Source organism: Paenarthrobacter sp. NPDC018779, assembly GCF_044391085.1.
Lineage (GTDB): Bacteria > Actinomycetota > Actinomycetes > Actinomycetales > Micrococcaceae > Arthrobacter.
Window position 1 is genome coordinate 105,379 of the sequence record NZ_JBIRZS010000013.1, and the last position, 18,841, is coordinate 124,219.

Annotated in this window: 19 protein-coding genes; 13 read left to right on the top strand and 6 right to left on the bottom strand. The window is 64.0% G+C overall.

Going from position 1 to position 18,841, the window contains the following annotated elements:
• Positions 1-68: 68 nt before the first annotated feature.
• Positions 69-866, top strand: coding sequence for an IclR family transcriptional regulator C-terminal domain-containing protein (locus tag ACH488_RS14445; RefSeq protein ID WP_397325213.1), 798 nt, complete (start codon positions 69-71; stop codon positions 864-866).
• 79 nt (positions 867-945) lie between these two features.
• Here ACH488_RS14445 and ACH488_RS14450 read toward each other — a convergent pair whose 3' ends face one another.
• Both ACH488_RS14450 and ACH488_RS14455 read right to left on the bottom strand, forming a co-directional pair.
• The gene (locus tag ACH488_RS14450) at positions 946-1,290 is read right to left on the bottom strand and encodes an iron chaperone (protein ID WP_397325215.1); all 345 of its coding nucleotides are present in this window, start codon (positions 1,288-1,290) and stop codon (positions 946-948) included.
• A gap of 41 nt (positions 1,291-1,331) precedes the next feature.
• Positions 1,332-1,730 carry a RidA family protein gene (locus ACH488_RS14455; RefSeq protein ID WP_397325217.1) on the bottom strand — a complete coding sequence of 133 codons (399 nt, stop codon included), beginning with the start codon at positions 1,728-1,730 and terminating at the stop codon, positions 1,332-1,334.
• A gap of 137 nt (positions 1,731-1,867) precedes the next feature.
• Between ACH488_RS14455 and ACH488_RS14460 the strand changes: the two genes are divergently transcribed.
• The 10 genes from ACH488_RS14460 (at position 1,868) to ACH488_RS14505 (ending at position 13,435) form a co-directional block, all read left to right on the top strand.
• Positions 1,868-2,719 carry a fumarylacetoacetate hydrolase family protein gene (locus ACH488_RS14460; RefSeq protein ID WP_397325218.1) on the top strand — a complete coding sequence of 284 codons (852 nt, stop codon included), beginning with the start codon at positions 1,868-1,870 and terminating at the stop codon, positions 2,717-2,719.
• Between the two features lie 28 nt (positions 2,720-2,747).
• Complete coding sequence (locus ACH488_RS14465) at positions 2,748-3,230, top strand: cupin domain-containing protein (protein WP_397325220.1); 483 nt, start codon at positions 2,748-2,750, stop codon at positions 3,228-3,230.
• 2 nt (positions 3,231-3,232) lie between these two features.
• A complete protein-coding gene (locus ACH488_RS14470) occupies positions 3,233-4,099 on the top strand; it encodes an acyl-CoA thioesterase (RefSeq protein WP_397325221.1) in 867 nt (288 codons plus the stop codon).
• Positions 4,100-4,145: 46 nt separating this feature from the next.
• Complete coding sequence (locus ACH488_RS14475) at positions 4,146-5,843, top strand: AMP-binding protein (protein ID WP_397325223.1); 1,698 nt, start codon at positions 4,146-4,148, stop codon at positions 5,841-5,843.
• A 13-nt stretch (positions 5,844-5,856) separates the two neighbouring features.
• Positions 5,857-8,247, top strand: a complete 2,391-nt coding sequence (locus tag ACH488_RS14480) for a bifunctional salicylyl-CoA 5-hydroxylase/oxidoreductase (RefSeq protein WP_397325224.1) — start codon at positions 5,857-5,859, stop codon at positions 8,245-8,247.
• A gap of 2 nt (positions 8,248-8,249) precedes the next feature.
• Positions 8,250-9,608, top strand: a complete 1,359-nt coding sequence (locus ACH488_RS14485; RefSeq protein WP_397325226.1) for an MFS transporter — start codon at positions 8,250-8,252, stop codon at positions 9,606-9,608.
• Positions 9,609-9,615: 7 nt separating this feature from the next.
• Positions 9,616-10,158 carry an acyl-CoA thioesterase gene (locus ACH488_RS14490; protein ID WP_397325228.1) on the top strand — a complete coding sequence of 181 codons (543 nt, stop codon included), beginning with the start codon at positions 9,616-9,618 and terminating at the stop codon, positions 10,156-10,158.
• 164 nt (positions 10,159-10,322) lie between these two features.
• Positions 10,323-11,114: a helix-turn-helix domain-containing protein gene (locus ACH488_RS14495; protein WP_397325230.1), complete on the top strand. Its 792-nt coding sequence runs from the start codon at positions 10,323-10,325 to the stop codon at positions 11,112-11,114.
• Between the two features lie 184 nt (positions 11,115-11,298).
• Complete coding sequence (locus ACH488_RS14500; protein ID WP_397325232.1) at positions 11,299-12,411, top strand: EAL domain-containing protein; 1,113 nt, start codon at positions 11,299-11,301, stop codon at positions 12,409-12,411.
• 124 nt (positions 12,412-12,535) lie between these two features.
• Complete coding sequence (locus tag ACH488_RS14505) at positions 12,536-13,435, top strand: PaaX family transcriptional regulator C-terminal domain-containing protein (protein ID WP_397325234.1); 900 nt, start codon at positions 12,536-12,538, stop codon at positions 13,433-13,435.
• Positions 13,436-13,585: 150 nt separating this feature from the next.
• Here ACH488_RS14505 and ACH488_RS14510 read toward each other — a convergent pair whose 3' ends face one another.
• From ACH488_RS14510 to ACH488_RS14520, 3 genes are all read right to left on the bottom strand, one after another.
• Positions 13,586-14,359: a VOC family protein gene (locus ACH488_RS14510; protein WP_397325236.1), complete on the bottom strand. Its 774-nt coding sequence runs from the start codon at positions 14,357-14,359 to the stop codon at positions 13,586-13,588.
• Between the two features lie 121 nt (positions 14,360-14,480).
• Entirely contained in the window at positions 14,481-16,157 is a 1,677-nt protein-coding gene (locus tag ACH488_RS14515) for a phytoene desaturase family protein (protein WP_397325238.1), read from the bottom strand.
• A 127-nt stretch (positions 16,158-16,284) separates the two neighbouring features.
• On the bottom strand, positions 16,285-16,926 hold the full coding sequence (locus tag ACH488_RS14520; RefSeq protein ID WP_397325240.1) for an NADPH-dependent F420 reductase: 642 nt from the start codon (positions 16,924-16,926) through the stop codon (positions 16,285-16,287).
• Between the two features lie 147 nt (positions 16,927-17,073).
• Here ACH488_RS14520 and ACH488_RS14525 point away from each other — a divergent pair, with 147 nt between their 5' ends.
• Positions 17,074-17,340, top strand: coding sequence for a hypothetical protein (locus ACH488_RS14525; protein WP_397325242.1), 267 nt, complete (start codon positions 17,074-17,076; stop codon positions 17,338-17,340).
• Positions 17,340-18,026 carry an HAD family hydrolase gene (locus ACH488_RS14530; protein WP_397325244.1) on the top strand — a complete coding sequence of 229 codons (687 nt, stop codon included), beginning with the start codon at positions 17,340-17,342 and terminating at the stop codon, positions 18,024-18,026. The genes ACH488_RS14525 and ACH488_RS14530 overlap by 1 nt, the downstream gene beginning before the upstream one ends.
• Here ACH488_RS14530 and ACH488_RS14535 read toward each other — a convergent pair.
• Entirely contained in the window at positions 18,023-18,634 is a 612-nt protein-coding gene (locus tag ACH488_RS14535; RefSeq protein WP_397325245.1) for an NADPH-dependent FMN reductase, read from the bottom strand. The genes ACH488_RS14530 and ACH488_RS14535 overlap by 4 nt on opposite strands.
• Positions 18,635-18,841 lie beyond the last annotated feature (207 nt).

Here is an 18,841-nt window from a genome sequence, read left to right on the forward strand (position 1 = left end):
CTGAACGCGCTAAGCCTGCAAATCAGCCCGCAGAGTAGGCCCCGCAACGCACTCTAGGATTGGTAACCATGACCGACTCCGCAGTGACCCCGCCAGCCAGCGACCAGTATGTGCAGTCGTTGGCCCGGGGGCTTGCTGTGATCCGGGCTTTCGATGCGAACAACCCGGTGATGACCCTCAGCGAAGTCGCCGCCCGCACGGACCTCACCCGCGCCACAGCCCGCCGGTTCCTGCACACGCTCGTGGAACTCGGTTATGTCCGGACCGATGGCAAGACCTTCGCCCTCACAGCCAAGGTGCTCCAGCTCGGTTACTCGTACCTGTCGGCACTGTCCCTGCCGCAGCTCGCCCAGCCACATCTCGAAGAACTCAGCCTGAAGCTGGGGGAGTCCACGTCAGCCGCGGTCCTGGACGGGCAGGACATCTTCTATGTTGCCCGCGTCGCTACCAAGCGCATCATGAACGTGGGAATCACCGTGGGTACCCGTTTCCCGGCGTACGCAACCTCCATGGGCCGTGTCCTTCTGGCAGGTCTGCCGCCGGCCAAGCTGGATGCCTACCTGGAGAAGGCCGAACTCAAGCCCCTCACCCCGCGAACTGTCGCCAGCGCACCCGAGCTGAGGGCCGCCGTCGAGAGTGTCCGAACGCAAGGCTGGTGCTTGCTGGACCAGGAGCTTGAGCTGGGCCTGATGTCCATCGCAGCCCCCGTGCACAACCGCAACAACGGCGACACTGTGGCGGCAATCAACGTTTCCCTGCAGGCCCAAGCGGTCGCGGCCCAGGCGGAGGGCTACCTCGACTCGGTCCGCGCGGAAGTCGTGGCAACCGCGGACGCGATCTCCCAGGACGTCTCCGCGAAGCACTGACCCAAGTAGGTCGCAGTTGGAGTCCTTCCCAGCGCTGGGAGCGACCTGAACTGCGACCTACTTGGGTGCGGGGGAGGGCTTACTTCCGGATTGCCGCAAGCCGCGTCTCCAGGATCCGCCGCACCATGGAATCGGGCACGGGGTTATCCACGGAAAACCGCAGCGTCCCCGGAGACCACGAGTACCCACCCAGCTCCTCGGACATCTCAGGCAGGATCTGCCCGCTGAACGGATACAGCGCCAAGTGCTTCTTGGTCTCGAGGACGCTTAGGAAGCCCTTGCCGTCAACCAGCAGCGCGGGCATGCCGTAGCTGGTGCCTTCTTCCGCGTCCGGCGCAAGCTCGCGCGCAATCTCAACGATCCTGTCCAACGCCGGACGGTTGGCAGCACTGACGTTTTCCAAGTACTCGGTGACTGTTCCCATACGGCTATGCTGCCGCACGCCCAAGAGCCGAGGCCAGAGGCTTACCGTTCCGGAATGACCGCGATGCCCTGGATCTCGATCATGGCTTCCTTTTGCCACAGGCGCGTGACGCCGATGCCGGCCATCGCCGGGTACTGCGAGCCGGCCATTTCGCGCCAGATGTGCCCGATTTCGCGCCCGTTGGCCATGTAATCGTCCACGTCGGTGAGGTAGATGGTCACGTTGACCAGGTCCTCGGGCTGCCCGCCGGCTTCCCTGAGCGTGGTGAGGACGTTGGAAAACGCCTGCGTGAATTGTTCCACGATGCCGCCCGGCACGATGTTCATGTCCTTATCAAGGGCTGTCTGACCGCCCAGGAACACGGTGTTTCCAGCGAGCATGCCGTGCGCAAACCCCGACGGCTTGGGCAGTGATTCCGGGTTGATGGTCTTGTGGCTCATGGTGGTCCTCCTCGGTTGTGGCAGTTGCGAAAAGTTTTGAAAAGCCCCTATGCAGATCATTCCCGCCCTGCTACGTTGAGCATATGTGACGATCGTAAAAAAGTCGACACATCGAAAAATCGAAGGGAAACCAACCGATGAAACTTGCCACTCTGCGCACCGCAGGCGGACGTACGACGGCGGCACTCGCCACGGGCGATGGCGCTTACCTCGCGCTTCCGGCCAGTGATGTGGGCGCGTTCCTAGGTCAGGACAACTGGCGGGACGTGGCTGAAAAGACAGCGGCCCAAGCAGCGGGCGGCGAGGTCATGACCAACCCGGACTTCGCACCCCTGCTGCCCAGCGCCGGCAAGGTGATCTGCTGCGGCTTGAACTACGGCGACCACATCCAGGAGATGGGCCGCGACCTTCCGGAGTACCCCACGCTGTTCGCCAAGTACGCGGACACCCTGCTTGGCGCGAACGATGCCGTTGACGTCCGAGGCAGCGGGCGCGTCGACTGGGAAGCCGAGCTGGCCGTCGTCGTGGGTTCGGAGCTGTACCAGGCTGACGAGGACCAGGCCCGCGCTGCGATCGCCGGGTACACCGTGGCCAACGATGTTTCCATGCGGGACTGGCAAAACCGGACGCTGCAGTGGTTCCAGGGCAAGGCTTGGGACCGGACCACGCCCGTCGGGCCGGTGATGGTCACCGCTGACGAGGCCGGCGAGCATTTTCAGGTCCGCGGTTATGTCAACGGAGAACTCGTGCAGGACGGGAACACCAAGACGCTCGTCTTCGGCCCTGCACAGCTGCTGTCCTACATCTCGCAATTCACCACTCTGCGCCCCGGCGACCTCGTCCTCACGGGAACACCAGGGGGAGTGGGCATGGGCATGACGCCGCCGCGTTTCCTGCAGGACGGGGACACCCTGGTCACCGAAATCGATGGGATCGGCCGGTTGGAAAACCAGTTCCGCATCCACTCCAACATCACCGTAAACGGCTAAGAATCCACACACCATTCAAGGAGAAACCATGAGCCAGACCACCACCGAGTACCGCCTCGAAGGCGACAACTCCATCTACGCCCAGCCTGACGGCAAGGTTGTCCCCGTCGTGACCCGCGCAGGCGAGGAGGACACCAACACGATGCAGTCCGGCGACTGTGTCCGCGTCTCCGGCGTCAGCATCCAGCACACTCCGGCAACCAAGATCTGGTTCGGCCAGGTGTCCAACACTCCCGGTTACCGTTCCCTTCCGCACCACCACGGTGAAGCGGAGACCGGGGGATACGTCCTTCGGGGTCACGGCCGCATCTACTTTGGCGAGAACTACTCAGAGTTCATCGACATGAAGGCCGGCGACTGGGTGTTCGTGCCCCCGTTCATGCCGCACGTCGAGGCGAACATGTCCGTCACCGAAGAGCTCGTCTGGCTGACCGCCCGGACCCCGGAGAACCTCGTGGTCAACCTCGAGGACGTCCCGGACGAGACCCTCGCAGACTACCGCCGGGCCTAGCCATGATCACGGGAACCCTGACTTCCGAGACCTTCCTGCGGGCTGTTGAGCTCACGGAAACCGAGGCGCAGGTCTTCGACGAGGCCTATGAGGCAACCACGCAGTACGTTCCGTGGCCCAAGGCTTACGGCGGAGACATGGTGGCCCAGGCCGCGGCGGCGATGATGCGTTCGGTGGATGCCGACAGGAACCTCCACTCGATGCACAGCTACTTCATGCGTCCGGTGGATGTCGGCTCCACGGTCCGTTACGAAGTGGAACGCCTGCGCGATGGACGTGGTTACTCTACCCGCACGGTACGGGGTTTCCAGAACGGCAAGCCCGTGTATGCCGCGATGGGTTCCTTCCAGGTTTCCGAAGACGGCCCGGACTTCCAGCCCCAGGCGCCTGCCGCCGTCGAGCCTGAATCGCTGCGGTCCGCGGCGGAAGTGCTGGCCGACACTGACGGAACCGCTGCCGACTACTGGGGAACGGGGCGTAGTTTCGACATGCGGCATATTCCCGGACCGGTATATGTCGAACTTGAGGGCGGAACTGCGCCGCAGCAAGCCATCTGGGTGAAAGCCTTCGACTCCCTCCCGGACAGCAAAGACCTCCAGCGCACGGCCCTCGCCTACGTTTGCGACTACACCATCCTCGAACCGCTTCTCCGGGTGAATGGCCTGAACTGGTCCAGCCCCGGACTCGCCACCGCGAGCCTTGACCACTCCATGTGGTTCCACCGCGACGGCCGCGTGGACGATTGGGTGCTTTACGCCCAGGAAGCCATCTCCGGCCAAAGCAACCGCGGCCTGGCCATGGGCCGTTTCTTCGACCGGCAAGGAAGACTCCTCGCCACCGTCGCCCAAGAAGGCATGATCCGCGCCTGACTCACCCATTCCCAGCCCCAACGACGCACCACTGAAAGGAACGGCCATGAGCATGTTGCCATCGGCCCACGTGGACACGTTCACCCGCCACCACTTGCCGCCCGCCGAAACCTGGCCGGCGTTCGAATTCACCCTCCCCGAACTCAACTACCCGGACCGGCTCAACGCCGCCGCCGTACTGATCGACGACGCTGTCGAACAGTTCGGCGCCGACCGTCCCGCGCTCCGTACCCCGGACGGCGAAGTCTGGAGTTACGGCGACTTGCAGACCCGCTCCAACCAGGTAGCGCAGGTCCTCACCGAAGACCTGGGCGTCGTCCCCGGCAACCGCGTCTTGCTTCGCGGCCCCAACAACCCGTGGATCGTCGCGGCCTGGCTTGGCGTGATCAAGGCCGGGGCCGTGGTGGTCACCACCATGCCGATGCTGCGCTCCACCGAGGTTTCCACCATCATCCAGCTCACCAAGCCCGTGGTTGCCATCTCGGACCACCGATTCGTGGATGAGCTCGCGGTCGCGGCAGGGGAGGACGTTACGGTCCTGACGTACGGAACGCACGACGACGGCGACCTGACCTCCCGCTGCTCGCGCAAGACCGGGGAGTTCACGGCGGTGGACACATCCTCGGACGATGTCGCCCTGCTGGGCCCGACGTCCGGTACCACGGGTGTGCCCAAGGTGACCATGCATTTCCACCGGGACATCCTGGCCAATGCGGACACCTTTGCGCGGTACATCCTTGAGCCCACCGCGGACGACGTGTTCGCAGGATCCCCGCCGCTGGCCTTCACCTTTGGCCTGGGTGGATTGGTGGTCTTCCCGTTGAGGTTCGGGGCCTCTGCCTTGCTGACGGAGAAGGCCGGTCCTGTGGAACTTGCCGAACGCGCTGCCGAGGCTGGAGCCACCATCCTGTTCACGGCGCCGACTGCCTACCGGGCCATCCTCAAAGAGAACCGTGGTGAACTGCTGAGCCGCCTTCGGATTGCCGTTTCCGCCGGAGAGCACTTGTCCAAGGAGACGTGGGAAGCGGTCCACGAGGCCACCGGATTGAGCCTGGTCAACGGGATCGGTGCCACGGAAATGCTGCATGTCTTCATTTCCGCCGCGGGCGACGACATCCGCCCCGGCACGACGGGCAAAGCGGTTCCGGGCTACCGTGCCACGATCCTGGACCAGGACGGCAACGAGCTCGGCGCCGGGCAGTCCGGACGTTTGGCGATCATTGGACCCACGGGATGCCGGTACCTGGACGACCCCCGACAGTTGAACTACGTCGTGAACGGCTGGAACGTCACGGGGGACACGTTCTCCATGGATGAGGACGGCTACTTCACGTACCAGGCCCGTTCGGACAACATGATCGTCTCGTCCGGCTACAACATCGGCGGCCCCGAGGTTGAGGCCGCGATCGACCAGCACCCGGACGTCGTGGAAAACGCAGTGATCGGCATCCCGGATGAGCAGCGCGGCAGCATCGTCTGCGCGTTCATTGTCCTGCGCGAAGGCGTCATTGGAGACGCCACGAAGCGTAAGGAAATCCAGGACTTCGTGAAGCAAACCATCGCCCCGTACAAGTACCCCAGGGACATCCGCTTCGTCACCGAACTTCCCCGCAACCCCAGCGGCAAGCTACAGCACTTCAAGCTGCGCGACCGCGTCCTCGAAGAGAGCAACACTGCGGACTCCCCAGCGAACGCAGCCGCGCAACCACAGGAACTTACCCCCGCCGGCCAGGGCCAGGCGTAGAAGGAGCATCACCATGAAAATCGCAATCGTCGGAGGCGGCCCGGGCGGCCTGTACTTCGCAGCACTCATGAAGCAGCTGGACCCGTCCCACCACATCACCCTCTGGGAACGGAACGCTGCCAGCGATACCTTCGGCTTCGGCGTCGTGTTTTCCGATGAGACCCTTGGCGGGATCGGAAACGCGGACCCCGTGGTGGCAGAGTACATGAGCCGCCGCTTCGCCCGCTGGTCGGACATCGACATCCACTTCCGCGGCGAAATGATCACCGTGGGCGGCCAGGGCTTCGCCGCGATGAGCCGCAAGGAACTGTTGGAGCTCCTGCAGCGGCGGTGCATCGAACTTGGCGTCGACGTCCGGTTCAGCACCATGGCCCCGGCCATCGAGGAACTCGAGGCCGGCTACGATCTGGTGCTCGCCGCGGACGGCGTGAACTCGCAGATCCGCGCCAAGTACGCTGACGCGTTCGGCCCGGACCTGGACCCGCGAACCAACAAGTACATGTGGCTCGGCACGGACCAGGTGTTCGAGGCCTTCAAGTTCTTCGTGAAGGAAACCGAGTGGGGCGTCATGCAGATCCACGGGTACCCGTACTCGGACGAAGGCTCCACGTTCATCGTCGAAATGCATGAGGACGTCTGGCACGCTGCAGGCTTCGACGAGACCGCCAACCAGGTCTTCGCGCCGGGCGTTTCCGATGAGAAGGCCATCGCCAAGATCCGGGAGATCTTCGCCGAGGAACTTGCCGGCTACGAGGTGTTGTCCAACAACTCCAAGTGGCTGAACTTCAACACGGTCCGCAACCAGAGCTGGCGCAAGGGGAACGTGGTCCTGCTGGGCGACGCCGCGCACACGGCCCACTTCTCCATCGGCTCGGGCACCAAGCTGGCCATGGAAGACTCCCTCGCCCTGGCTGCTTGCCTGCACGAGCACCCCACGGTCGCAGAGGCACTGGAAGCCTACGAGACCGAGCGCCGCCCCGTGGTCGCCTCCACCCAGCGTGCCGCGCAAGCCTCGCTGGAGTGGTTCGAGCGGATCGGCCAGTACAAGGACCAGGACCCCACGCAGTTCGCGTTCAACCTGCTGACCCGCAGCCGCCGCATCACCCAGGAAAACCTGCGCCTGCGCGATCCCGAATTCGCCGAGGCCGTGGACCGCAACTTCGCTTCCTCGCAGGGGTTGAGCCAGGTGGCACCGGCCATGTTCCAGCCCTTCAGCATCGGCGAACTCGAGCTGAAGAACCGGATCATTGTTTCCCCGATGGACATGTATTCCGCCACGGACGGCGTCCCCGGTGACTTCCACAAGGTCCACCTCGGTTCCAAGGCGCTTGGTGGTGCGGGGCTGGTCATGACAGAAATGGTCTGCGTCTCCGAGACCGGCCGAATCACACCAGGCTGCAGCGGCCTCTACACCGACGAACAGCGCGACAGCTGGAAGGAAATCGTCGACTTCGTCCACTCCCGCTCCACCGCGAAGATCGGTGCGCAGCTGGGTCACTCCGGCCGCAAGGGCTCCACTAAGCTCATGTGGGAAGGCATCGACCAGCCTCTCGACTCCGGCAACTGGACCGCCGTCGGGCCTTCTGCCCTGCCGTACGGCCCCGAAAACCAGACCCCGCTGGAACTGGACCGCGCAGGAATGGATGCCATCAAGGCCGAGTTCGTCGCAGCTACCCAGCGCGCGGAGCAGGCCGGCTTCGACCTCCTGGAGATCCACGCAGCCCACGGCTACCTGCTCTCCTCCTTCCTGTCTCCCGTTTCCAACCAGCGCACCGACGAGTACGGCGGCAGCCTGGAGAACCGGCTGCGGTTCCCGTTGGAAGTGTTCGACGCCGTCCGGGCGGCTTGGCCGGCGAGCAAGCCGATGACGGTGCGCATCTCAGCAACGGACTGGATCGACGGCGGCAACACCTCCGACGACTCCCTTCAGATCGCGAAGGCCTTCGTTGAACACGGGGCTGCCGGATTGGATATCTCCACCGGCCAGGTGGCCAAGGAAGAGAAGCCCGCTTTCGGACGCAGCTACCAGACCCCGTTCGCAGACCGGATCCGCCAGGAAGTCGCCGCTCCGGCAGGGGCGGCAGTGATCGCCGTCGGCGCCATCTCCAGCTACGACGACGTGAACTCGATCCTCCTCGCAGGCCGTGCCGACCTCATCGCCCTGGGCCGCACGCACCTTTACGACCCCCAGTGGACACTGCACGCAGCAGCCGAGCAGGAATACCAGGGCCCTGGCGCCGAGTGGATCCCGCAGTTCCGTGCCGGCCGCCGCAAGCCGCCGAGTTCCCGCACGGATGCTGTCCGCCCGCGGTTGTCCCTGCTCAAGGAACCGGACGCCGAGGAAGCCATCACGCACCTGCGCTGGACCCCCGCATCAACCGCAACATCGGTCCTGGTGAAGTAGCCGTGGCTGCCTCAACCGTGAACACCTGGAACGTGCCCAAGCGCACTACGGGTGTGGTGCTCCTCTGCTGCTGGCTGGCGATCCTCGCCGAAGGCTACGACGTCGGTGTGCTGGGAGCCGTCCTCCCCGCCCTCGCCGAATACAAGGAATGGAATCTTTCGCCGCTCGCGCTAGGAGGTCTGGGCTCATATGCCCTGATCGGCATGCTTATTGGTGCTTTGTTCATCGGTACGCTCAGCGACCTGGTGGGACGCAAGAAGATGCTCCTCGCGTCCATGATCATCTTCACTGTCACCCAGGCCGGCGCTGCCTGGGCTCCGACGCCTGAACTGTTCGGCCTCTTCCGGCTGATTGGTGGGCTTGGCATGGGCGGCGTGATTCCAGTGGCTGCAGCGCTGACTATCGAGTATTCGGCTCCGAACAAGCGCTCCTATAACTACGGGCTCATGTATTCCGGCTACTCCCTGGGGATCGTGGCAGCCGCGTTGGCTGCGCTGTTCGTGCTGCCTCTTGGTGGCTGGCGTGCAGTGATCGCGATCGGTGCAGCTCCCGTCATCCTGCTGCCGGTCATCTGGAAGTTCCTGCCCGAGTCGCTCGAGTACCTTGAGTCGAAGGGCCGGGGATCCGAGGCAAGGACGTTGGCTGCCAAGCTCGGCATCACTGACTACCGCCCGGTGGTGGCTGCCAAGCCCATCAGCAATCAAACCGCAGACCCCTGGTGGAAGACCATCACCACCATGTTCTCCCTGCAGTATCTCCGTTCGACCGTCTTCTTCTGGATCTCGCTGTTCTGCGGCCTGCTCCTCGTCTACGGATTGAACACTTGGCTCCCGAGCATCATGAAGAAGGCCGGCTACGACCTCGGCTCTTCGCTGACGTTCCTGCTGGTGTTCAGCCTCGCATCCGCCATCGGTGGCCTCTTGTTGGGCCGGGCAGCAGACAAGTACGGCAAGAAACTCATCCTGGTGGTGTTCTACATCCTCGGCGGACTGGGCATCATGCTCCTCGTCTTCCCGAACACCATGGTGGTCAACCTGCTGTTCGTGGCCTTCGCCGGCGTCGGATCCATCTCCACGTCGCTGGTCCTTACGGGCTACATCGCCGACTACTACCCGGCAAAGGTCCGCGGTACGGCGACTGGTTGGGCCCTCAGCTTCGCCCGGCTCGGCGCCATCTCCGGGCCGTTGATCGGCGGGTGGATCGCAGGTTCCAAGCTCCCGTTCGAGGCGAACTTCGCGATCTTCGCCGGTATCGCGGTCCTGGCCGCTGCCGCCGTCGCACTTATCCCGAAGCCGAAGCCCGAGGTGCCGGTGAATGCCGTGGATCCCGACGACCAAGACGCCGCCATCGGCGTCCGTTAGGAGAACCGTGCCGGAAGCGAGCGTCCAGCGGACGGTGGAGTGGGTGGACACCGACGCCTCCGGCCACCAGCACAACTCGGCGATACTGCGCTGGGTGGAGGCCGCCGAGGCCGAGCTGTTCCGCGCGCTGGAGCTGCCCGACTACTTCCCCAGCGCGCCCCGCGTCCAACAGATCATCAACTACAAAGCGAAGCTGTGGTTCGGCCAGCGCGTCACCGCCTCGGTGCGCGTGCAAGCGCTCGGCCGGACCTCGCTCACTCTGGAATTCGAGGTACGCGGCCACCCGCTGCCGACCCCGGCAGGAACCCCCGACGGCGGCACCCCAGACGCCGGCACCCTAGACGCCGGAACCCCCGACGCCGGCACCCCCGACCCCGGAACCCTAGACGCCGGCACCCCGGACGCCGGCACCCCGCCAGCCGCCGTCGTGGCCGCTTACGGGACGGTCACCACCGCGCACGTCCCGGCGGGGTCGGCGACCGCACAGCCCTGGCCACCCCACATGGTCCAAGCCCTCACCCCCGACGCTCTCTCACCAAACACCCCATAAAGCCCGACGCTCTGTCACTTCCCACGGCCTGTGGGAAGTGAGAGGGCGTTGGCGAAAAGGGGGGTGTTCGGTGAGAGAGCGTCCGTGGTTGGGGCGTCTAATGGCATCCCGACAAACGCAGATTATGACTTGCGGTGCATATGCACTGAAAGCCATAATTGGATATGGAACTCTTCTGGCCCGACAGCTTCGACGAGCAGTTGGACCGCCTAGAAGCGCTGGCGGATGCCGGTGACGAAAGGGCCCAAACAGTCTTTGAATATGTTGTCGCGGAGATGGAGTACCTGCGTCAGTTGACGATGCCCCCCGTTGGGGAAACGCCAACCATAAGAAGGTTCGTCAATCAAAAAAGTTTCCCATTTGGCGCGTTTCACACCCGTATCATCATGGAGTTGCCGTTCGACTCATCTGTTGGTTTCCGCCAGATGAGGCCACTGCTGTCATCGCCTTGTTCTCGGGGGACAAAGCCAACATGGGCGATGTGTTTTATGACAGCGTCGGAACGAGGGCTGACCAAATTATCGAGCAGTGGATCAAGGAAGGGATGGTCGAAGGGGATGACTAGAAAGACATTCACAAAGGGCAATGACCGTCTGGACCGCATCTTGGCAAAGCCAGGTATGAAAGAGCGTGTGGATCAGATCCGCGATGCTTCTGCACGTGAGGACCGCATCTATGCTTTGAACCTCGCCACTATCCGGAAGGCCGCGGAGCTTACCCAGGATGATCTCGCCCAGAAGTTGGGGATCGATCAGAGCGTGGTTTCCAAGACGGAGAGGCGGCAAGACATGCTTCTTTCAACTCTGATGGAGTACCTCTCGGCTGCAGGCGTTGAGGACGCCAAGATGGTGGTGCATGTGAATGGACGCGAAATTGAGTTGGACCTGCGTACCCTGCAGAACCCCCAGTTGCCTCCCAAAGAGACGGAAAGCCACCCTCCAACTCTCACCGCGTAAAGCGTAGAGCGCCAGCTTGGTCCACGTGTGCGGGATTCTCTTGTAGGATTCGTCACAAGCCTGGTTGCGCGGATGCACGACTGGGCTGCTCCGTTCCGGGACGTCCTTGGGGGCCAACGGAGCGAAGCGTAGCTGGTTGTGTACTGGGCGCAGCCAGCACAAGTTCACATTGAAGGAATTGTCGATGTCTAGAAGTGGGCTCTCCTTTCCCTTCGGTGGTGCCATGGAACCGTCAGCGAACGACGCCGTCCAGGCTCCACCGCTCCCGCCTGTCAACGATGCCCGCGTGCGTCAACAGGCGCTGGAAATCATCAAGGACATCCTCAGCGAGTCCGATCCGCGCAGCGAGTGGGCCCGCAGGAACCTCCAGGAACTCCTGGCTGAGCATCCCGGAGATCCCAAGGGCGTCCTGCTGGAGCACCTGATCCAGACCCGCACCGGCATCGTGGTGCCGGACGAGTCCGCGGGACACCAGGAATCCATGAGCCTGAACCGCGCGTCGGCCGAGGCTCCGCATACGGTGACCGTCCCGGTCAACAGTGAAGTACGCAAGCGCATCCAGTCCGTGTTGCGGGACAAGCTGCTGCTCACCGCCTTCCAGCCCATCCATGAACTCCCCGCCGGTGACGTCATCGGCGTCGAGGCCCTGATCCGCTTCGTGGAACAGGACGGCGCGGCGGCGGACGTCTGGTTCCGCGACGCGTCCCAAGCCGGGCTCGGAACCGAACTGGAAATCGCTGCCCTGCATTGTTCCCTGGCCGCTGCCGAGGAAATGCCCGAGGACATGTTCGTGGCCTTCAACCTGACACCGGAGTCCTCCCGGGACCCCCGTGTCAGGGCCTTGCTCGAAGAGGCGCGACTTGATCCGTCGAGGATCGTCATTGAACTCACCGGAAGCCTGGAGTCAGCCGATGGCCTGGCGGGCGAGAACGGTTTTGGGCCCCTGCGTCGGCGCGGCATGCGGCTCGCCGTCAGCGCTTCGGGTGCGGGCTTCGTTTCCATGGACAGGATCGAGGAGTTGCGTCCGGACATCATCAAGCTGGACCGCCACCTGATCGCCGGCATCGACAGCTCCGAGGGGCAGCGCATCCGTGCCCGCGCAGTTGTTGAGCTCGCCAGGGAGCTCGGTGCATCCGTGGTGGCGCAGGGCATCGAGACCGAAGCCGAACTGCGCGAAGCCACGGAACTGCACGTTGCTGCAGCCCAGGGTTACCTGCTGGGACGTCCGTCCGTGCATCCGCTTGACTGGTCCTCGTGGACCCTGCACTCCCAGCCCGAGGCGCAGTCGGTCGGTTAGGGTTCCTGCCGCTCCAGCGTCAGCTGCCTGCCGCCGCCGTGGTCTTCAGGGAACGGGACAGTCTCCGCCCTATGATGAACATGACTGGCGCCCGGACCGGGCGCGGAAATGAGGACCCTTTTCGATGTTCGCCGTCCCGGCACCCCCGGTGCGCCACCAGCAATTGCTCGTCACGATTTTCGGTCTCTACGGCCGGAATGCCGGTGACGCGTTGCCGGTTTCGGCGCTGATTTCCATGCTGGGAACCCTTGGCTACGACGCGCCGGGTGTCCGTTCGTCCGTCTCCAGGCTCAAGGCCAAAGGCGTGTTGAAAAGCGTGCGCGAGGACGGGATCGCCAAGTACAAGATTGCCGAGTCCGTCAGCGACGTGTTCCGGGAGGGCGACCGGCGGATCTTCGCCCCCGAGCAGCCCGCACCGGTGGATACGTGGGTCCTGGCCGTGTTTTCCGTGCCCGAATCGATGCGGAACCGCCGGCATCAGTTGCGCTCGGCCTTGTCCGGGCTGGGCTTCGGCTCGGTGGCGTCGGGAGTGTGGATCGCGCCCGCCCACAAGCTGGACCAGGCCAAGGAGCGGCTTACGGCCAGCGGGCTGATCGAGTTCGTGGATCTTTTCCGCAGCGACTACGTTTTCGATGGCCCCATGCGGCCCAAGATTTCCGAGTGGTGGGACCTCAAGGAGCTCGACGGAGAGTTCACGGAGTTCCTTGAGCTGTACGGGAATGCCGAGCGGGAGTGGTCCGGGCGTCTTGGGGACCAAACGCCCGAGGCTTCGGACGAAGTACGCAGGGACGCGTTCCGCTACTACATCCCGATGCTCACCATGTGGCGCAGGTTTCCCTACAAGGATCCCAACCTTCCCGCGGACTACCTGCCTGCGGATTGGCATGGCCCCGCCGTCCGAAGGATCTTCCAGTCCGTACACCGTCTGGCCGCGCCGCTTGCCGCTGAGTTCGCCCACGACGTCATTGTCGGGGCCATGGACCCGGCGGCCAGCCAGGATTCCGCCGCCCTGAAGCTGGGTTAAAGCCCGACGGCGGTACGCGCCACGGTCTGCGGGGGCAGGAAGGTGTACCCCGACGACCTACTTTGAGCCTTCCGTAGGCTGGGGAGGGCGTTCTTGCGGCGTGTCGCGGGGACCGCGGTCCAAAGTGGGTCGATGCGGCACGCAGGCGGTTCAGCTGTTGGCTGGTGCCACGGCGATGACCCCGAAGACGTCCCCTTGCAGGCCTTCCACGATGGCCATCCGGCCGAACGGCGTCGAGGAAACCGGCATCAGCAATGACGCGCCGAGTTGCTCAGCCTGGCAGGCCGTTGCGGCAACATCGTCGCTGGCAAACCACGTCAGCCAGTAATCCGGCATGGTCTCCGGAAGTTCGGTGTCGTAGTGCATCCCGGCCACTTCGCGTCCGTCGGTGGCGCGCAGGCACGTGGAGTAGACCATGTCTTCGCCGTCCACGTCGTGGTAGGCGAAGCCGAACACCTCGGCGTAGAAGGCCCTGGCGGAGGCGTAGTCGTGGGTGTGGAGTTCGTTCCAGCAGAGGGAGCCGTGCTCATTGAAGCGTTCTGCGCCAATGTGGTTTCCGGCCTGCCAAATGCCGAAGGCCGCCCCCACGCTGTCCGCGGCGACGGCCATGCGTCCGGAATCCATGACGTCGAACGGCGGAACCAGCAGTTGCCCTCCGGCCGCCTTGATCAGCTCGGCGGTGGCATCGACGTTGTCCGAGGCCAGGTACGTGGTCCATGCCGAGGGTTGGGCGGGATCAAGCTTGGGGCCGAGGCCGGCCACGGCGTGGCCGCCAATGTGGGCCAGGAGGTAGTCGCCCTCACCCGTGAGGTAGTCCCATCCAAACAGCTTGGTGTAAAACGACTTGGCCGCCTCCACGTCGTCAACGGACAGGTCAACCCACATGGGCGTTCCGGCTGGCCATTTGGAAATCTTGGTAGACAAGGTGACTCCTCGGAGTTGGCGTTCTCATGTGGGTGGCTGCCTCCCCGGGAAAGCCCACGCGCATGGTCTGGAGCGGCAGCCACCCATCATGTAGGCGCTGGACCCGATTCGTGTCACGGTTTCAGTGCTGGTTTTCCAACTCCTGGTTTTTCGATTCGTCGCTGTTCAACTCGTCGCTGTTCAACTCGTCGTTGGCCAGCTCCTCCAGGACTGCCATGGCCGCGTTGTGTCCACCCAGCCCACTGACTCCGCCGCCACGCCTGGCGCCTGCCCCGCACAGGAAGACCCGTTCATGGCCCGTCGCGACGCCCCAGCGCTCCGCCGCGGAGTTTCGCGGCTCATCGTCGTCAAGGAACGGCCATTGCAGTTTGGCGTGGAAGATGTTGCCGCCGGTCATGTTCAAGGCACGCTCCAGATCCAGCGTGGTCTTTGCCTCGATACAGGGTTTGCCGTCGGCATCGGTCAGCAGCAAATCCTCGATCGGTTCGGCCAGGACGGAATTGAGCGAGGCCAATACCGCGGCTTGGAGTTCCGCGCGAACGCGATCGTTGTTCTCCTCGGTGACCAGCCGGTCCGGAGTGTGCAGGCCAAACACGGTGAGCGTTTGCGCGTCGGCCGCCACCAGCTCGTCGGAGAGGATGCTGGGATCGGTGAGGGAGTGGCAGTAGATTTCACAGGGCAGAGGGGAGGGTATGCCGCCACCTTCGGCCGTCCTGTAGGCGTCCTCGAGCTGTCCGTAGCGTTCGTTGATGTGGAAGGTTCCGCCGAAAGCGGCCTCGGGTGCCACGGAGGTGTCGCGAAGCTTGGGAAGCCGGTTCAGGAGCAGGTTGACCTTGATCTGGGCGCCTTCAGGCCGCTCCACCGGGCTGCCAACCCCGCCAACCCCGCCAGCCCCGCCAACCCCGGCAACGCCCGTCGGCAGCAGTCCCTGAAGCACCCACGGCGAGACATTGGCCAGGATCCGTTGGCCGGTGAAGACTTCCTCGTTGCCGCCACGCTGGAACGTGACCTTGCCGTCGTCGGACAGGGCTGTGACCTCAGCTCCGGAAACCAGTACGGCACCGGCCTCGCGGGCGGCCCGTTCCAGTTCGCGAGTCACTGAACCCATTCCGCCCAGGGGGATGTCCCAGTCGCCGGTCCCGTTGCCGATCACGTGGTAGAGGAAGCAGCGGTTGGCGTCCAGCGAGGGGTCGTCCAGGGACGTGAACGTGCCGATGAGTCCATCCGTGGCGACGAGGCCACGCACCAGGTCGTCGGAGAGCCGGCTGGTGATGACGTCGCCCAGGGGTTTCTCGATGAAGTCGTTCCAGAGTTGCTCGTCGCCCACGAGTTCGCGGGCTTCGGACCGAGTGGGGAGCGGATCGCAGACGGTGGGAAACAGGGCCCTGGCCAGCTTTTCGGTGTCCGCGTAGAAGCCTTCCAAAGCATCGAAGTCGGCTTCGGCGCCAACGCGTGTAAAGGATTCGCGGCTGGCGCGGGGATCGCCACCGTCGATCAGCAGGCCTGTTTCGGTGTTGCCAGGGCTGGGCGTGTAGGAGGAGTAGCGGCGTCGCGCGAGGGCGATGTCCAGGCCAAGTTCGCCGATGATGCGCTGCGGGAACAGGCTCACGAGGTACGAGTACCGCGAGAGCCGGGCGTCGACTCCTTTGAAGGCGGTGGCCGAGATGGCAGCGCCGCCAAAGTGGTCATCGCGTTCCAGGACGGCGACGCTCTTGCCCGCCCGGGCCAAGTACGCTGCAGCGGTCAATCCGTTGTGTCCGCCGCCAACAATGACGGCGTCGAAGTGTGTGTTTTCCATGTGGCGAGAGTAGCCATGCAATGGTGTTACTTACTTAAATCGCGCTCAAAAGTAAGCAATGCTTGGTCTTCAGAAGCAAAGGCGGCAGGCAAGCGTAAGCCGCTTGCCCGCCGTCGTGCGCTGTTTCTCAGATGGTGCGCGTCGCCTTGGCGAGGTTTTCGCGAAGTTCGACGGCGTTCTGCCGGACGACGTACGCGGGGCGGTCGCGCTCGACGCGCCAGCTGTCTTCGAGGGGTCCGACGTTGACGGTGTCGAATCCGAACTCGTCATACAGCTTGGTGACCAACTCGGCGGCTTCCGGGAAGTCGCTCGCCGTGGCCAGGGCGCGGCGGTTCCCGGTGCCCGCGGGCGTTCCGTCGGTAGTGATGTCCTTGGCGAAGATGTGGTTGAAGCCTTTGGCTACCTTGGAAGTGGGGAGGTGCTTCTGGAGCAGCCCGGATGTGGTGGCCTCGCCCTTGTCGAGCTCGGGGATGCGGCCGTCGCGCTCCCAGTAGTAGTTGTTGGTGTCGATCACGATCTTGCCTTCAAGCGGTTCCACCGGAACGTCCTGGTAGGCCTTGAGGGGAACGGTTACGACGGCGAAATCGCCTGCCGCTGCGGCCTCGGCTGCCGTTGCTGCCCGGGCGCGCGGCCCCAGCTCGGCGACGAGTTCCGCCAAGGTTTCCGGACCCCGTGAATTGCTGATCACGACGTCGTAGCCCAGCTCCACGGCCTTACGTGCAACCTGGCTGCCAATATGTCCTGCACCGATGATTCCGATTGTTGTCATGCTGGGTCCAACAAGAAGTTGCAGGCGCGTATTTCCAGCGTTACGCAATATGTCTATTGACCACGCCCGGTCCGATGCCCCTATGCGCCCGCTATATACTAAGTAATCTTACTAAGCTGGTGGGCTGTCAGGAACGAGGAGGTTGGGATGGCTGGACATTTGGAATTGGTTGACGCGCCCGATGGGGGCTACCGCGTGCTGATGGTGGATGGCGATGACTCGCTGATGGGCCTGTCCAGGCGTTACGCGTCGGTGGACGAGGCGGTGCAGGCCGTGGAGAGCCTCCGCGAAGTGGCGGGGACGGGGCTGCTGCGCCAGGGTTCGGCGGATCGGTACGCGCTGTTGGAATCCGAGGAGTTCATGATGGACCGGGCGCTCGCGGGGCCGGCTCCTGCGCGGGCGGAGGTGCAGTGATGGCCAAGCCCAAGGGCGTACTCTTCGACGTCGACGGAACCCTCATCGATTCGAGCTATTTCCATGCGCTCGCATGGTGGCAGGCGTTCCGGCGTGAGGGCCTGGACGTCCAGGTCTCCGATATCCACCGTTGCGTGGGCATGGGCGGGGACAAGCTGGTCAGGCACCTGGTTCGGGATTGTTCCGATGAATTGCTGGAATCCCTGAAGTCGAGCCACGGGGCCGTATTCTCGACGTTCTGGCCTGCACTCCGGGCCTTCGATGCGGCCCGGGAGCTCCTCGCTGCCTGCTCCGGCGCTGGACTGGCTGTTGGGCTGGCTTCCTCCGCCCAACAGCGCGACCTTGACGTGAGCCTTGGTGTCCTGGACGCCGAGCACTCGATCGATGCGTGGACCAGCTCCAATGATGCCGAGGAGAGCAAGCCCGCGCCGGACATCCTGTTGGCTTGCCTGGAGAAGCTGGATCTGCGGCCGGAGGACGTGGTGTTTGTGGGTGATGCCGTGTGGGACGTTAAAGCGGCCTCGAGCATCGGTGTTCCCGCCATCGCCATGACCTGCGGAGGCATCAGTGAGGCGGAACTCCGGGAGGCCGGTGCCGCGGAGGTCTACGACAATCCGCGGCACCTCCTGGAGAACCTTGAGCGCAGTGCCATCGGTCGGCTCGCGGCGGACGCTGCCGCTGGCTAGCGGTTCAACTTGTTGGCGTCAGGTTCCTTGTCGCCAATGTGGCCGGGTGCGTTGGCCGCCAGCACGCGCTGGACGAAAGCGCTGTATTCCTCCATATAGTGCCGCAACAGCGCCGCCGTGCCCTGGTCCTTAACTGTCCCATCGGCGTCGTAAGCGTCTGCGACGAAGCGGATGTACGCTTCAGGCGCGTTCAGTTGCGGCGCGTCGAGGAAGCTCAAAACGCTGCGCATGGACGACTGCATCACCGCGGTGCCGATGCCGCCAGGCGAAGCTCCGATGATCCCCGTCGGCTTCCGCGCGAAAGAGTTGGTGCCCCATGGCCGTGAACCCCAGTCGATGGCGTTTTTCAGCGCCCCGGGGATGGAGCGGTTGTACTCGGGGGAGACGAAGAGGATGCCGTCCGACGCTGCGATCGCGTCCTTCAGCGCCTTGCCTGCGGGCGGAAAATCAGCGTCGTAATCGGAGCTGTACAGCGGCAGGTCCTTGATTTCAATCTCGTGGAATTCGAGTTCTGGCGGCGCCACGCCGATCAGCGCCTTGGAGAGGGTCCGGTTGATGGAGGTGCTTGAGAGGCTTCCTACGAAATAGCCGATTTTGAATGTGTCCATGGCGGCGTTCCTTCCCGACGGCACGGCCGGAGCCGGCTCGACGACGGTGCGGAGGCTGGTTGCCCCGGCTCACGTTCGACCCTAATTCAGTTGCGCACATAGCGCAGCCCCCCGCATTGACTCATAGAAAACCTCCGCGTAGCCGGATACGTTGCCTCATTTGAAAACCTCCGCGTAGTGGCGTGGTTGAGGGTGTTGGCGGCGGTT